The organism is Pseudophaeobacter sp. (genome assembly GCF_048267565.1).
GTDB classification, from domain to species: Bacteria; Pseudomonadota; Alphaproteobacteria; order Rhodobacterales; family Rhodobacteraceae; genus Pseudophaeobacter; species Pseudophaeobacter profundi.
This window is the reverse complement of the sequence record NZ_JBLWXG010000002.1, coordinates 362001-376364: the sequence shown is the minus strand read 5'-3', so window position 1 is coordinate 376364 and position 14364 is coordinate 362001. Positions and strand designations below refer to the sequence as shown.

At 60.0% G+C, this 14364-nt stretch carries 13 protein-coding genes; 7 read left to right on the top strand and 6 right to left on the bottom strand.

Annotated elements, in window-relative coordinates:
- Positions 1–42 precede the first annotated feature (42 nt).
- From ACN0VH_RS08225 to lpxK, 5 genes are all read left to right on the top strand, one after another.
- Positions 43–1563, top strand: coding sequence for a DUF2125 domain-containing protein (locus ACN0VH_RS08225; RefSeq protein WP_417700277.1), 1521 nt, complete (start codon positions 43–45; stop codon positions 1561–1563).
- Positions 1564–1687: 124 nt separating this feature from the next.
- Positions 1688–3034, top strand: coding sequence for a TldD/PmbA family protein (locus ACN0VH_RS08220; RefSeq protein ID WP_417700275.1), 1347 nt, complete (start codon positions 1688–1690; stop codon positions 3032–3034).
- On the top strand, positions 3021–3827 hold the full coding sequence (locus ACN0VH_RS08215; protein WP_278922014.1) for an inositol monophosphatase family protein: 807 nt from the start codon (positions 3021–3023) through the stop codon (positions 3825–3827). The genes ACN0VH_RS08220 and ACN0VH_RS08215 overlap by 14 nt, the downstream gene beginning before the upstream one ends.
- 25 nt (positions 3828–3852) lie before the next feature.
- A complete protein-coding gene (locus tag ACN0VH_RS08210) occupies positions 3853–5025 on the top strand; it encodes a 3-deoxy-D-manno-octulosonic acid transferase (RefSeq protein ID WP_417700274.1) in 1173 nt (390 codons plus the stop codon).
- Entirely contained in the window at positions 5012–6013 is a 1002-nt protein-coding gene (gene lpxK, locus ACN0VH_RS08205; RefSeq protein ID WP_417700273.1) for a tetraacyldisaccharide 4'-kinase, read from the top strand. The genes ACN0VH_RS08210 and lpxK overlap by 14 nt, the downstream gene beginning before the upstream one ends.
- A 132-nt stretch (positions 6014–6145) precedes the next feature.
- On the opposite strand, the gene ACN0VH_RS08200 is transcribed toward lpxK, so the two are convergent.
- Both ACN0VH_RS08200 and ACN0VH_RS08195 read right to left on the bottom strand, forming a co-directional pair.
- Positions 6146–6817 carry a DsbA family protein gene (locus tag ACN0VH_RS08200; protein WP_278922017.1) on the bottom strand — a complete coding sequence of 224 codons (672 nt, stop codon included), beginning with the start codon at positions 6815–6817 and terminating at the stop codon, positions 6146–6148.
- On the bottom strand, positions 6814–7341 hold the full coding sequence (locus ACN0VH_RS08195; protein WP_278922018.1) for a DUF721 domain-containing protein: 528 nt from the start codon (positions 7339–7341) through the stop codon (positions 6814–6816). The genes ACN0VH_RS08200 and ACN0VH_RS08195 overlap by 4 nt, the downstream gene beginning before the upstream one ends.
- 86 nt (positions 7342–7427) lie before the next feature.
- Between ACN0VH_RS08195 and mutY the strand changes: the two genes are divergently transcribed.
- Positions 7428–8555 carry an A/G-specific adenine glycosylase gene (gene mutY / locus ACN0VH_RS08190; RefSeq protein ID WP_417700272.1) on the top strand — a complete coding sequence of 376 codons (1128 nt, stop codon included), beginning with the start codon at positions 7428–7430 and terminating at the stop codon, positions 8553–8555.
- Between the two features lie 117 nt (positions 8556–8672).
- Complete coding sequence (locus ACN0VH_RS08185) at positions 8673–9821, top strand: alkane 1-monooxygenase (protein ID WP_278922019.1); 1149 nt, start codon at positions 8673–8675, stop codon at positions 9819–9821.
- Positions 9822–10158: 337 nt separating this feature from the next.
- On the opposite strand, the gene ACN0VH_RS08180 is transcribed toward ACN0VH_RS08185, so the two are convergent.
- The 4 genes from ACN0VH_RS08180 to ACN0VH_RS08165 all read right to left on the bottom strand — a co-directional run bounded on the left by ACN0VH_RS08180 (position 10159) and on the right by ACN0VH_RS08165 (position 14217).
- Positions 10159–11547: an adenylate/guanylate cyclase domain-containing protein gene (locus tag ACN0VH_RS08180; protein WP_417700269.1), complete on the bottom strand. Its 1389-nt coding sequence runs from the start codon at positions 11545–11547 to the stop codon at positions 10159–10161.
- A gap of 207 nt (positions 11548–11754) precedes the next feature.
- Positions 11755–12858, bottom strand: a complete 1104-nt coding sequence (locus ACN0VH_RS08175; protein WP_278922344.1) for a site-specific DNA-methyltransferase — start codon at positions 12856–12858, stop codon at positions 11755–11757.
- A gap of 112 nt (positions 12859–12970) precedes the next feature.
- A complete protein-coding gene (gene rnhB, locus ACN0VH_RS08170) occupies positions 12971–13588 on the bottom strand; it encodes a ribonuclease HII (protein WP_278922021.1) in 618 nt (205 codons plus the stop codon).
- A gap of 152 nt (positions 13589–13740) precedes the next feature.
- A complete protein-coding gene (locus ACN0VH_RS08165; protein ID WP_278922022.1) occupies positions 13741–14217 on the bottom strand; it encodes a hypothetical protein in 477 nt (158 codons plus the stop codon).
- Between the last annotated feature and the right edge of the window lie 147 nt (positions 14218–14364).

Genomic DNA, 14364 nt, shown 5'->3' with positions numbered 1-14364 from the left:
ATATGGACCATTGTATTTGCCTATATGCAGAAAGGTTATCCCATGACAGTTTCCCTCGCGCGCGGCACGGGCGCAGCTGCGGTTTTGATTATCACAGCCCAAGGGGCATTTGCTGATGTCAGCGCCCAGGATGTCTGGTCTGACTGGAAAGCCTATATGACAGGCACAGGCTATACTGTGACGGGCACCGAATCCCAGTCAGGAAATGTGCTGACCGTCAGCGATTTTTCCATGAACATGCAGATCGGCGCGCAAGAGGGCGACATGGAGATGACCCTGCCCTCCCTTGAATTCGTCGAAAATGGTGATGGCACCGTCAATGTGGTGTTCCCCAAGGAATTCCCCATCGTCGTTGCCGCTGACGAGGATAACAAACGTTTCTCGGCAGAGATCATCTATGCCCATGATGGCGCGCCGATTGTGGTCTCGGGCGATCCTACCGAGATGACCTACGACTATGCCTCTGCCGAGGGCACCCTGACCCTGGGCAAATTCGGCGCCACCGGCGAAGACATCCCTGCCGACTTGCTGCAGGCCACAGTGGTATTGAAGGATATTGCCTCAAAAACCATCATGCGGATTGCTGATCAGCGCAGCTATACGCAGTCGCAGTCCATCAGCAATATCACCTATGATATCGCCTTCAAGGACCCCGACAGCGACGATAGCGGCAGTATCAAGGGCAGTCTTGAAAATATCACGGGTGCGGTCTCCAGCATCATTCCCACCGATGCGGTCAGCCCCATGTTGCCTGACCTGATCAAGGGGGGGCTCAACGTCGATGCCAACCTGGCCTATACAGGCGGGAACAGCACCGTCATGGTGACCGGGAGCGACAGCTTTGATCTGAAAAGCAGCTCTGCGGGCGGGACATTTGGCGTCGCCATGAGCAGCGATGGCCTGGCCTATGATGTCAGCCAGCGCGATATCAAACTGGATGTGTCCGGGTCTGAAATCCCCTTCCCTCTGGCACTGTCCATGGCGGAAACCGGCTTCAAACTGAAAATGCCCATCGCCAAATCCGAAGACGAGCAGGATTTTGGCCTCGGCATCACCCTACGTGATTTTGCTGTGCCAGACATGCTCTGGGGTATGGTTGACCCGGAAGGCAACCTGCCGCGTGACCCGGCCACCATTGTGCTGGACCTGGCCGGCAAGGGCAAACTGCTGTTTGACATGTTCGACCCCACAGCGATCGAAGCGCTTGAGGATGGCGAGAAGGAGCCTGGCGAAGTCAACGCGCTGAGCATCAAACAGCTGCTGGTCTCTGCCGCTGGCGCCAAACTGACAGGCACCGGCGATTTCACCTTCAACAATGCCGATCTGGAAACATTTGACGGTATGCCTGCCCCCGACGGCGTGGCCAATGTCGAACTCACAGGTGCCAATGGCTTGATCGACAACCTGATCAAGATGGGCCTGCTCAGCGACAACGATGCCATGGGCGCACGGATGATGATGGGCATGTTTGGTGTCCCCGGTGAAGGTGAAGATACCCTCACCTCGGAAATCAAGGTCTCTGAGGATGGCCAGATCCACGCCAATGGCCAGCGTATCAAATAAGCGCCGTTCGCAACCGAAAAACAAACATCAGGGCCGCCCCGCGCGGCCCTTTTTTGTACCACACCCTTGCAGCGGGTCGCGGGTCTGGCTAGCTCTGGTAGCAATCAAAAATCAGTAGGTGCCCATGACCCAGTCTCCGCAAGCGCTATGCCATGCCCTGATCGACGCCGCCAAACGCGCCGGGGCCGATGCCGTTGATACCATGGTCGCGACGGGCAGCTCTCTCAGCATCGAGGTGCGCGAGGGCAAGCTGGAACAGGCGGAACGCTCAGAAGGCATTGATCTGGGGCTGCGCGTCTTTGTTGGCCAACGGCAGGCGCAGGTCTCCTCTTCTGACAGCCGGACAGAAACCCTGATCACCATGGCGGAACGCGCCCTGGCCATGGCCCGCGAGGCACCCGAAGATCCCCATACCGGCCTGGCCAGTCCCGACCAGCTGGCCCAGGACTGGGACATCGACGCGCTTGAACTTTGCGATCCCAGCCCAGAACCAACGCCACAGGCCCTACAGGATGACGCCCTGCAGGCCGAAGCAGCCTGCGCCGCAATTCCGGGCATCAGCCAGGTGCAGGGTGCCGCCGCAGGCTATGGTCAGCAATCCTTTCACCTTGCCACCTCCAACGGGTTTTCTGGCGGCTACCAGCGTAGCGGTCGCTCCCTCTCCTGTACCGGGATCGCTGGAACCGGTGCAGGGATGGAGCGCGACTATGATGGCGATTCCCGCACCTTTCAGGCTGATCTGCGCAGTGCCGCGGATATTGGCCGCACCGCTGGTGAACGGGCCGTGGCGCGGCTTGATGCGCGCCGCCCCAAGACGGGCAGCTACCCGGTGCTGTTTGACGAACGGGTGTCTTCTTCGCTGATCGGGCATTTGCTTGCGGCGGCCAATGGCGCGGCGATCGCCCGTGGTTCTTCCTGGTTGCAGGGGGCACTGGGGGAACAGATCCTGCCCGCCGGGCTGTCCCTGATCGAAGACCCGCACAGGCCGCGCATTTCCGGCTCGCGCCCCTTCGATGGTGAAGGCCTCGCGACGCAACGCCGGGCGATCATTGATCAGGGCATCCTGACTGGCTGGACCCTGGATCTGGCCTCGGCCCACAAACTGGGACTGCAAAGCACCGGCAATGCGGCGCGCGGCGTTGGCTCTGTGCCGGCCCCCGCCAATTGGAACGTTACCCTGACGCCAGGAGAGCAGAGCCGCGATGACCTGGTTGCGGCAATGGGCACCGGGCTTCTGGTCACCTCTTTGATCGGCTCTACCGTCAATCCCAACACCGGCGACTATTCACGCGGGGCATCGGGATTTTGGGTCGAGAATGGCGTGATCGCCTATCCGGTCAATGAGTGCACCATCGCGGGAAATCTCCGCGATATGCTAGCGCGGATACTGCCGGCCAATGATGCACGCCGCTATCTGTCGCGGGTGGTCCCCTCGCTTCTGGTCGAAGGAATGACCCTTGCAGGCAGCTGACGATCTTGCCCTGCTGATCCGCGCAGCGCAGGCCGCTGGCGATATTGCGCTGCAATATTCCGGTCCAACGGCGCGGCGCTGGGAAAAACCCGGCGGTCAGGGCCCGGTAACCGAGGCCGACCTGGCGGTCAACACCATGCTGGAAACCATGCTGCGGGCAGCGCGGCCCGATTACGGCTGGCTATCTGAGGAAAGCGAAGACAGCGCCGCCCGGCTAGAGAAAGAACGGGTTTTCATCATTGATCCCATCGATGGCACCCGCAGCTTTGCCGAGGGCTCTGCCACCTGGGCCCACTCACTGGCGGTGGCGCATCACGGCGATGTCACGGCGGCCGTGATCTTCCTGCCCCAACGAGATCTGCTCTATACCGCTGCCAAAGGATCGGGCGCCTTTTGCAACGGCCAGCCCATTGCGGTTGCCCCGCCCAGCACGCTGGCCATGGCAAAGATACTGACCGCAACGCCCAACCTGGTTGGCCACCACTGGCGCGGCGGCACAGCCCCCGATCTGCAGCGCAGCTATCGCCCGTCACTGGCCTATCGGCTGGCACGGGTGGCGGAGGGATGCTACAACGCTATGCTGACACTGCGCCAGAGCTGGGAATGGGATATCGCGGCAGGCGATCTGATCCTGCGTGAAGCCGGTGGGCTGACCAGCAACCGTTTGGGCGCGCCCCTGCGGTTCAACAACGCGGTACCGCTGCTGGATGGGGTGGTGGCGGCAACGCCTGGCATCCATCACGACCTGCTGCAGGCGCTGGACCCGGCGGGGCCGGGCATTGCAGGGCATTGAGAGGCTGTGGCCGGGCGGAATACACATGACAAAGCTTGAGACCCAGACCCGCCCCGAGGGCGAAATCCTGTGGCTTCATGCCACCACGATCCAGCGCTATCTGGCGCTTTGCGATATTGCCCATCGGCTCAAATCCATGCGGCCGGATCTTTTTGTTCTTGCCACCTGGGAGGCGGGTATGGGCCAGATGCCCAAGACCGAGGGCTGCGATCATGCCCTGGGGGCGCTGGCACCTGACCAATCCCCTGAAAGCAGGTACTTCCTGAACCACTGGCGCCCGGATCTATGTCTCTGGGCTGGTGGCAACCTGCGTCGGGGAATGATGCGACAGATGCGCGAGTTGGGTATCTCGGCCCTGCTGGTTGATATCGAAGAGCAGGAGCTGCCCACCCGCAAACTGCGCTGGCTCCCGGATCAGCGGCGACGTCTCTTTGGCGGCTTTAATGCGGTCCTTACCCCCGCCAAGGCGGTGCAGAGGCAACTGATCAAGGCGGGGATGCCGCGCGATCAGATCCACCTGACCAGCCCGCTGCGGCTCTCGGCGGTGCCACCGGGCTGCGACCAGCAGGTGCTGGCAAGCCTGCAACAACGCCTGGGCAGTCGCCCCGTATGGCTGGCCTCGCGGGTGCAACTGGCAGAACTGCCGCAGCTGCTCGATTCCCATCGCACCGCCCTGCGACTGCTGCACCGGATGCTGCTGGTAATTGCCCTTGATGACCCCGAGAGCTGCGCCCGCGCCCGCAATCTGGTACAGGACAGTGGGTTAAATTGCACCGATTGGAATGCCAACGAAGAGATCAACGACTACACTCAGATCCTGATCACCGACAGCGCCAATCTGGGGCTATGGTATCGGCTGGCCCCAGTCACGCTGCTTGCCTCTAGCCTGCAGCCCCAGATGCCCGGCCAAAGCCCACTAGAGGCACTGGCCCTGGGGACGGTAGTGCTGCATGGTCCCGGCTGCGGCCATCACCAACCGGTCTACGACCAACTGGCCCCCCTGAAGGCGACCAAACAGATCCGCACCGCCCGAGAGCTGGCAGAGGCGGTGATCCACCTCTCGGCGCCGGATGTGGCAGCACGCTGGGCGCTGGCAGGCTGGACCGCCGTCACCGAAGGTGCCGCGATGACCGATCAATTGTTAGAACAGGTGCAGGATATCTTGGACCTGCGCGAGGAAACACATGCGGCCCCCTGAGTTCTGGAACAAATCCCCCGATGTCTTTGACCTGCGCCGCCTTGCCCTGGCGCCGCTGGGCTGGATCTATGGTGCCGCCACAGCCTGGCGGCTGCGCGCCGGTCCCGGCCATCGCGCCGGGGTGCCGGTGATCTGCGTTGGCAACCTCAACGCAGGCGGCACTGGCAAGACCCCAACGGTGATCTGGCTGATGGAAACCCTGCGCAATATGGGACATGAACCCCATGTGGTCAGCCGCGGCTATGGCGGCAGCCTGACCGGCCCGGTCGCGGTGGATCCCGGTCTGCACCGCGCAGATGCCTGCGGGGACGAACCACTGCTGCTGGCCGCCTTTGGCGAGGTCTGGGTGGCACGGGATCGCTCCGCAGGCTGCCGCGCCGCCGAGGCCGCCGGCGCCACGGTGATCCTGCTGGATGATGGGTTTCAAAACCCCAGCGTGGTCAAGGATCTGTCACTGGTGGTGGTGGATGCGCAGCGCGGCTTTGGCAATGGGCGCTGCCTGCCGGCCGGCCCCCTGCGCGAAACCGTACCACAGGGGCTGACACGGGCAGATCTGGTGCTCTCTATCGGGTCGGATGCTGCACAAGAACAGTTTGCCCGCCTCTGGGGCGATCAGCTACAGGGCCTGCCCCACTGCCGGGCAAAGCTGGAACCGCTGCAAACCGGAATGCCCTGGCAGGATACCCCCGTGCTGGCCTTTGCCGGCATCGGCCATCCGGAAAAATTCTTTGCCACCCTGCGCGGCCTTGGGGCCAGGGTTCTGCGCGCCGAAGCGCTAGAGGATCACCAACCGCTGTCCACCGCCTTGATGAACCGATTGCAGGCCGAAGCCCAGATACAGGGTGCCCAGCTGGTCACCACCGAAAAAGACGCGGTGCGCCTGCCCGAGAGCTTTCGCCACAGGGTGATCACCCTCCCGGTGCGGCTGCAGATTGCCCGCGCTGATACGCTGATCGCCCGGCTGGAAACCATTGCGCCCCCGCCCTGACACCCCTGCCCCCGTCCTGCCTGGCTCCGGTATCCGGGCAATTGCAACAGACCGCCAGAAACAGAACAGCCCGAGGCGCAGTGCCCCGGGCTGTTCGTGTCCTACTCGCTCAGTATCTCAGCCTGGCAAGGCTTAGCTCTCCAGCTCTGCGTCAATCAGTTCTTTGAACTTTTGATAGGACTGATTGCCAATCTTCGTGCCATTCAGGATAAAGGAGGGCGTCGATTCAATATCATCCTCTTTGGCGTTTTCCTGGTACCAGGAAACCAGAGTCTGGGCCTTGGCACCGTCCTGCAGGCAGGCTTCCAGGGTCTCTTTCTCCAGCCCGGCGACGGCACCGATCTTGCGCAGTGCCTCAGTGATTTCGCTGGTTCCGCCTGCGCGAGTCCAGTCGGCCTGGCCCTTGTAGATCAGATTGCTGATGCCAAAGAATTTTTCAGGCCCACCGCAGCGCGCAATCAACGAGGCCCAAAGACCATAGCGATCAAAATAGACCTCTCGGTAAATCAGCTTTACCTTGCCGGTGTCGATATATTCTTCTTTCAGCTGCGGAAGGACGCCAGTGTGGAAATTTGCGCAATGCGGGCAGGTGTAAGAAGCATATTCAATCAAGGTCACCGGCGCGTCTTCGGCACCGATCACCATTTCGGTGATGGTTGAGGTATCAACCTCGGCCTCTTGGGCCGAAGCGGCACCGACCAGCGGCAGTTCAGGCAGGCGCGTTTGGCTATTGTAACCTGTAAGCGCATAGGCGCCGGTGACAAGCGCCACCGCAGCAAAAACACCAGACATAAGACGGGTCATTCATACCCCTTTCGTTCAGTTTTCTTTTTTGTCAGCACATTGCGCCCCAACCGCTCTAGCGCGGCGCGCAAATCTTCGTTTTCAACCCCCTCGGCCGCCGCGGCAGCTTCAACCTGCGCCTGCGGATCAACCGGCAGTGGCTTTTTCACCTTGGGGGCGTATTTGAACTCAACCTGGCCATCGGAAAACCCGGTGGGGGCAGTCTGGGTTATCCAGACCTTGGAGATGGCGTTATAGCCATAAACGGCATTCACCTTCTCGCGCAGCCGCTCTTTTTGCATCTCTAGCATGGGGGCATTGGCCCCGTTGGTCAGCACTGTCAGCGTTGCCCCAAAGGCACTGCGCCCGTATCCAACCTTGACCGGGCGGGCGATGGAGGCGATGTCTGGCCCGGCGATCTCTTCCCAGTGGGTCAACAGCCGAGACACCGCAAAGCCACGGCTTTCGCCCGCTTTGCGGATTTGCTCATTCAAGAGCCGGGAGGTCCGTGCGAACCCGCGTGTGCTGCTGCGCCTAAATGCCATACCGGTGGTTTTGCGTGACTGGACGCCCTATTGTAAAGGGTCCTCATGGCGAGGCCTGCAAAACCACCACCTCAAAGGGGTAAAGAATGCGTGATTTGGATGGATCCCCAGGGCAGATAAAGCAGCCAGCAGCAGAGCAGACGGACGCACAACAGGCGGTTTTGGCCCCAGAAATCCTGCACTGGTATGACCATAACGCCCGCGCCATGCCCTGGCGTGTTTCCCCCCGCGATCGCGCCAATGGCATTTCCCCCGATCCCTATCGTGTCTGGCTCAGCGAAGTCATGCTGCAACAAACCACCGTGGCAGCCGTGACAGAGTATTTTCAACGCTTCACCCGGCGCTGGCCCAGAGTGCAGGATCTTGCCGCAGCCAAAGACGCCGACGTCATGGGCGAATGGGCCGGGCTTGGCTATTACGCCCGTGCCCGCAACCTGCTGAAATGCGCCCGCGTCGTCACCAATGATCTGGGTGGCCTGTTCCCCGACAGCTATGAAGCGCTGCTGAAACTGCCGGGCATTGGCCCCTACACGGCCGCGGCAGTGGCCTCTATCGCCTTTGATCGTGCAGAAACCGTGCTGGACGGCAATGTGGAACGGGTGATGGCGCGGCTCTATGATATCGATGATCCGCTCCCCGGATCAAAACCCGTGCTGAAAGCCCGCGCCGCCGCGCTGACACCAATCACCCGCCCCGGTGACTATGCCCAGGCGGTGATGGATCTGGGCGCCACCATCTGCACCCCCAAGAACCCAGCCTGCGGGATTTGCCCCTGGCGCGCGCCCTGCCTGGCACGGGTCGCCGGAACCGCCGCCGAACTGCCAAAGAAGACGCCAAAGCAGCCCAAACCCACCCGACGCGGCACTGCCTATCTGGCCCGTAGCGCCACAGGCAGCTGGCTGCTGGAACGCCGCCCCGAAAAGGGGTTGCTGGGCGGCATGTTGGGCTGGCCTGGCACCGAATGGAACGAGGCCCCCGAACCGCGCCCGCCCTTTGATGCTGATTGGCAGAATCTGGGCGGAGAGGTGCGCCATACCTTCACCCATTTCCACCTGATCTTAGAGGTAAAGCTGGCCGAACTGCCCGCAGGCTACAACGGGGCGCCGAACCAGGAACTGCTGTCACGCCATGCCTTTCGCCCCACTGATCTGCCAACGGTAATGCGCAAGGCCTTTGATCTTTGGGCCGGATCAGACTTCAACCCAGGTGCCTAGGCCCTAGGGGGCCTTGCGGGATGCGCGGTTCTGGCCCCTTGGGTTTAGCAGGCAATCGGCCTAGACTTTGTCCAGGCTGCCAAGCCTTTGGACGCGACCCAATCCGGAGACCCCCTGATGACCGCTGCTGACCGCCTGACACGCTGGCAATCCGCCCTGCCCTTCTGGCTCTCCATGCTGTTGCTGCCACTGATCTGGCTGGCGGCGATGTTTGGCGGCTGGACGATCCTGCTGCCACCGCTGGTCACCTGGTATCTCTTTGCTGCGCTGGATGGGGTCTTTGGCCTGAACCTCGAAAACGCCGATCCGATGACCGATGAAGACGATCTGCGCTGGTATCGCTGGCTCACCACGGCATGGGTCCCGCTACAATTTGCCTGCCTCTTTGGGCTGATCTGGTATGTCACCCACAGCAGCCACCTGTCGGGGCTGGAAAAGTTTGGCGTCTTCTTTGGCGTCGGGGTTGTCACCGGCACCATCGGCATCAACTACAGCCACGAGCTGATGCACCAGCGCAGCCGACTGGAGCGCAATCTGGCGGATCTCTTGCTGGCAATGGTGCTCTATTCACATTTCCGGTCAGAACACCTGCTGGTGCATCACCGCTATGTCGGCACCCCACGTGATCCGGTCACTGCGCGCTATAACGAAGGGTTTCATCGCTACTTTCCGCGGGTCTTGCGGCAATGCTGGCGCTCTGCCTTTCGGGCAGAACGGGAAAAACTGGCCAGGAAAGACCGCCCCTGGAGCGATGCCAGGAACCCCTTCTTTCGCTACTGGGCGCTGCAACTGGCGATGCTGCTTCTGGCTGCGCTGCTGGGCGGGGTCGGTGGGGTCCTGCTGTTCCTGGTGCAGGCGGGCATCGCCATCTGGCAGCTGGAGCTGGTGAACTATGTGGAACACTACGGGCTGACCCGCAAGCATCTGGGTAATGGGAAATACGAACATGTGCGCCCACATCATTCCTGGAATGCGGCACATCGGGCGTCAAACTGGTTGCTGATCAACCTGCAGCGCCACTCTGATCACCATTTTCGCCCGGATCGCCGCTTTCCCCTGTTGCAGAATTATACCCAGGCCGAGGCCCCGCAACTGCCCTTTGGCTATCCGGTGATGACAGTATTGGCGATGTGTCCACCGCTGTGGCGCCGGGTCATGAACCCCAAGGTGCGGCGCTGGCGGCAGATGTATTATCCCGAAATCACCGAGTGGAGTGCCTACAACAAGGCAAAAACGCCCATGCCGCGCGCAGGGACAAGCGCGTAATTCAAGCCTGCCATAGGGAAAAATACAAAAAGCGCTGACTGCCACGAATAGCTGTCAGCGCTTTTTGGGCGAGACCTGGCAAGATCTCTCACGAGGCGCGGATCAGGGAATCTTGGACGGACAACCCCAAAGCCGCGTAGCAACACGGATACTTTCTCACCTGATACTTTTCAAAAGCTTAACAGGGCAGGCACAATCTAGAGTTATTTCCACAAACATCTGAATTAATGTCGATATTTTCAAATTTCTCCATATAACCAAGAGGTGCTTCACATAACATGCATCCTAAAGATGTGTCAGAATCATACCAGCCAGACCATCGACCCGGGCTAGGATCTTAGCGCTTGGCCCAGACTTTTATCGGTGCATCCAGACCGCGTACATCCTGCTCCGGGTAACAGACAAAGCCCTCGCTCAACTCGCGGCCCGGCGTTTCCCGTTCGGCCTGCAAACGCAGATCTTCGCTCATTACAATCGAGGTCTGCAGGCGGCGGGTCATCTCTTCAAGGCGTGCGGCGACATTCACAGCCGTGCCGATCACCGCATATTCCAGCCGGTTCAGCCCAATATCCCCCAGCAGTGTTTCGCCAAAATGGATGCCAATCCCAGCCTTGATTTCCGGCTCGCCCAGACGTCGGCGATCGCGGTTCCACTGGGCCAGGGAGACTTGCATGGCAAGCGCGCAACCCAGCGCATCGCTGGCGTCACGCTTGCCGGCAGAGGGGGTGCCAAAAGTCGCCATCAGACCGTCGCCCAGATATTTGTCCAGGGTGCCATTGTGGCGAAAGACTTCGCGCTCCATCCTGGCGTGGAACTCCCGCAGCAGCACAATCACCTGATGCGGGTCACGCCCGGCAGCAAACCGGGTGAAGCCAACAATATCGATGAACAAAACCGCCACGTTTTGAACGCGCACCTGCTTCAGCGGTTCATCGTTCTGCGACAGCTCTTCCACCACATTCGGCGAAAAGTAGCGCGACAGGTTGGCGCGCTCGCGCTCTAGCCCGGCGTTGCTCAGCAAGAGCCGGTTGGTACGGCGGGCAGAAATGCCCAGCGTGATGGCCACGATCAGAAAGACGATGACCTCTTGGACCCGTACCGGCACCGCATAGCTGTTGGGATCAAGGAACTCTGCCAATTGGCTGCCCTCGCCAAAGGCGGCGGCGGCGGCCTCGCTCAGGCCGGGAACCGGGCTGGCAAACCACCAGGCCAGGGCCAGGGCAGACATCCACATCACCAGTGTCCAGATGCCAATGGCAATCACCGTACGCCAAGAATAGGCCATGGTACCCAGCGCCAGAATGACAAAGAAGTAGATGAAATTGTCAAACCTGTACTGCATCGCCAGCGGCATCATATCCATGTCCAGCGGATTGGGGCCAACCATGCCAAGGGTCATCAGAAACAGATCGATAAAGATCAAGAACAGCTCCATCCGCGATCGACCAACCCGGCCGATACGCCGCATGAACCAGCCGTTGACGCAGAGCAGCGCCAGGATCCCAATATAGTAGATCACCTCAAACTGCGGATGTACCCAGAGCAAAAAGACCGAAAAGATTGCCATGGCAATCCAACGGGCTTTGACTGCCAGTTCCAGCCCCTCGCGCTTGTGGTTTTCCAGGGCTGCCAGGGTATATCGCGACTCGGCGGCCTGGCTGCTCTCATCTTCCTGCACAATATTGCGAAGTTTCGGCGCAGGCGGTGTCATGGCGGCATCAGTCATCAGGCGGTCCCTATTCCTGCATCCTAAATAGGCACTCTGCCCATAGCATACACCCCCTTTTACCGCTTCGGTCCCGGAAACCAAAAAAGCCCCGCCAGAGGGCGGGGCAAGGTGCGGCACCTGTGTCACAGCACAGGGACCGTTGGTTAACTTGATAATGTCGTGAAAGCCTGCGCCGGAACCGGCCAGAGCCCTGAAGGCCGACGTCTAGTTCTGCATTTCAGCCCGAATTTGCTGGCGCAACACGTCGATAGGCACAGTCTGGCCATCGCGTTTAAAGCACCAATAAGTCCAGCCATTGCAGGAGGGCGCGTTTTCTAGATGCGCGCCAACCTGATGGATCGAGCCTTTGACATTGTCGCCAATCAGCGTGCCATCGGCGCGCACCTTGGCCTTGTGGCGTCGGTTCATCGAATAAAGCTCATCTCCGGGGCGCAGCATGCCACGTTCCACCAGCTGGCCAAAAGGCACCCGCGGCTCGGCGCGCTTGCTGGTTGAAACCTGTAGTGCCTCGCGGTCGAATTTACGCACCGATGCGATACGTGCTGCGGCCACCTTGCGATAGGAATCCTCTTGCTCGATACCGATAAATTCACGTCCCAGCATCTTGGCCACCGCGCCGGTTGTGCCCGTGCCAAAGAAGGGGTCCAACACTACATCACCAGGGTTGGTAGATCCCACCAGGATACGATGCAGCAGCGATTCGGGTTTTTGCGTAGGATGCGCCTTGTCGCCGTTCTCATCCTTCAGCCGCTCATGGCCGGTACAGATCGGCAACACCCAGTCCGAACGCATCTGAATGCCCTCGTTCAGCGCCTTCAGAGCCTCGTAATTGAAGGTATATTTGCCGCCTTCGGATTTTGACGCCCAGATCATCGTCTCATGCGCGTTGGTGTAGCGTTTGCCACGGAAGTTCGGCATCGGGTTGGATTTACGCCAGACGACATCGTTCAGAATCCAGAACCCTTCATCCTGCATCGCTGTGCCGACGCGGAAGATATTGTGGTAGGATCCGATCACCCAGATAGAGCCGTTTGGCTTTAGAATCCGACGGGCTTCATGCAGCCAGCGGCTGGTGAAATCATCATAGGCTGCAAAACTGGAAAACTGATCCCAGTGATCATCCACCGCGTCGACCTTGCTGTTGTCGGGGCGGTGCAGCTGGTTTTTCAGTTGAAGATTGTAAGGGGGATCCGCAAAAATAAGATCCACCGAATTGGACGGAAGCCCTGCCATCACGTCGATGCAGTCACCATCCAGAATCGTGTTTAGAGGGAGCGTCGCGGCGCCCTTTGTCATGGTTTTGTTCATTTGCTCTGCCTCAATAACCATCCGGCGCATTTTTGCGCTCATTTTGGTTATCCACAGGATGAGTTATCCGGGATTCGAGGTCAATTTGTTTTTTAGATCAGCGCAATACGGTTCACTCTTGATACAATATCTTGTGTACCGGTTTGAATGATCGACGATGATGTGGTGTTACGCCCAATTCAACCAGGGCTTCTCGGTGTTGCTTTGATGGATATCCGGCATTCTTCTCCCAGCCATATCCCGGGAACTGTTGCGCCAAATCCACCATGAGCAAATCGCGGGCCTCTTTTGCCACAATAGAGGCCGCTGCAATCGAGACTGATTTGCCATCGCCCTTGACCACTGCTTCGGCTGGAATTTCCAGATCTTTGGGGATCAGATTGCCGTCGATCAGCAGATAATCCGGCGCTGGTGACAGGCCTGCCACGGCCCGCTCCATCGCCAGATGCGAGGCGCGCAAAATGTTCAGCTGGTCGATCTCTTCGACGCTGGCCTCGGCCACCGAGACCTCGGCACAGTCCACAAGAAGCGCGGCCAGGGCGGCCCGCTTCTTGGCGCTCAACTTCTTGGAATCATTCAGACCCGGCGGCAGGCAGGTCATATCCAAAACAACGGCGGCTGCGGTGACCGGCCCGGCCAGTGGCCCCCGGCCAACTTCGTCCACACCGGCGATTCTGACATAGCCCTTGTTCTGGGCGGCACTCTCTAGGCTGGTATCTGGCTGTTCCATACCGCTGTCAGACCCAAGTCGAGGCAGATTCGCAAGTCAGGGACGCGTTTTTTGCCGCTTCTCGGGCTGGCGTCGCAAACTTGTCGCAAAAAAGAGGGGGCAAGCCCCCTCCAGTCTGCACTGGTCTGCCGACCGGACTCAGACCTTTGCCCTTAGCGATTGACCAGGCGATAACCATGCTGTTTCAGGCAGCGCGGCTTATAGGCAGAACGGTTCTTGCGGCCATTCCAGAAGGTAACTTTGCAAGAGCGCGGCAGGGATTTCACCTGGCCATAGTTCTGACGCAGGCAATTCTGCGCCACCAGCGAGCGACCGTTCTTGAACCGGGGGAAATACTTTACGCATTGCGCTGGCAGATCATAGCGACCCACACGCGGCGGCAGCGGCCGGGCCACGGGGTCGCGATGAGGGCGATGGGGGCGGGTCACCGTCTCGTGGCGGCGATCACGGGTGTTATGATCGTGCAGGGCGGCGCCGAGAATGCCCAGAACCGCCAGGCCGGCCACCACTTTGCCAACGTCATTGCCTGCCTGAACCTGGGTCGAAGACATCCCGGTAATCGCCAGGGACGCCGCCAGAATCAGGGCGATAAATTTTCGGTGTTGTTTGGGCTGCATGCGCTGTGTCATCGGATCATATCCTCTTGGTGCTATTGGGGTCACTGTTGAACGCGACTGTCTTGCGCTCAAAAGCCTATGAACCCAGCCTCACCCCTGGGGCGTCAGACAGGCAATAACACCCCCCTGCTATCCAATAACCATGGTGCCAAACACTTG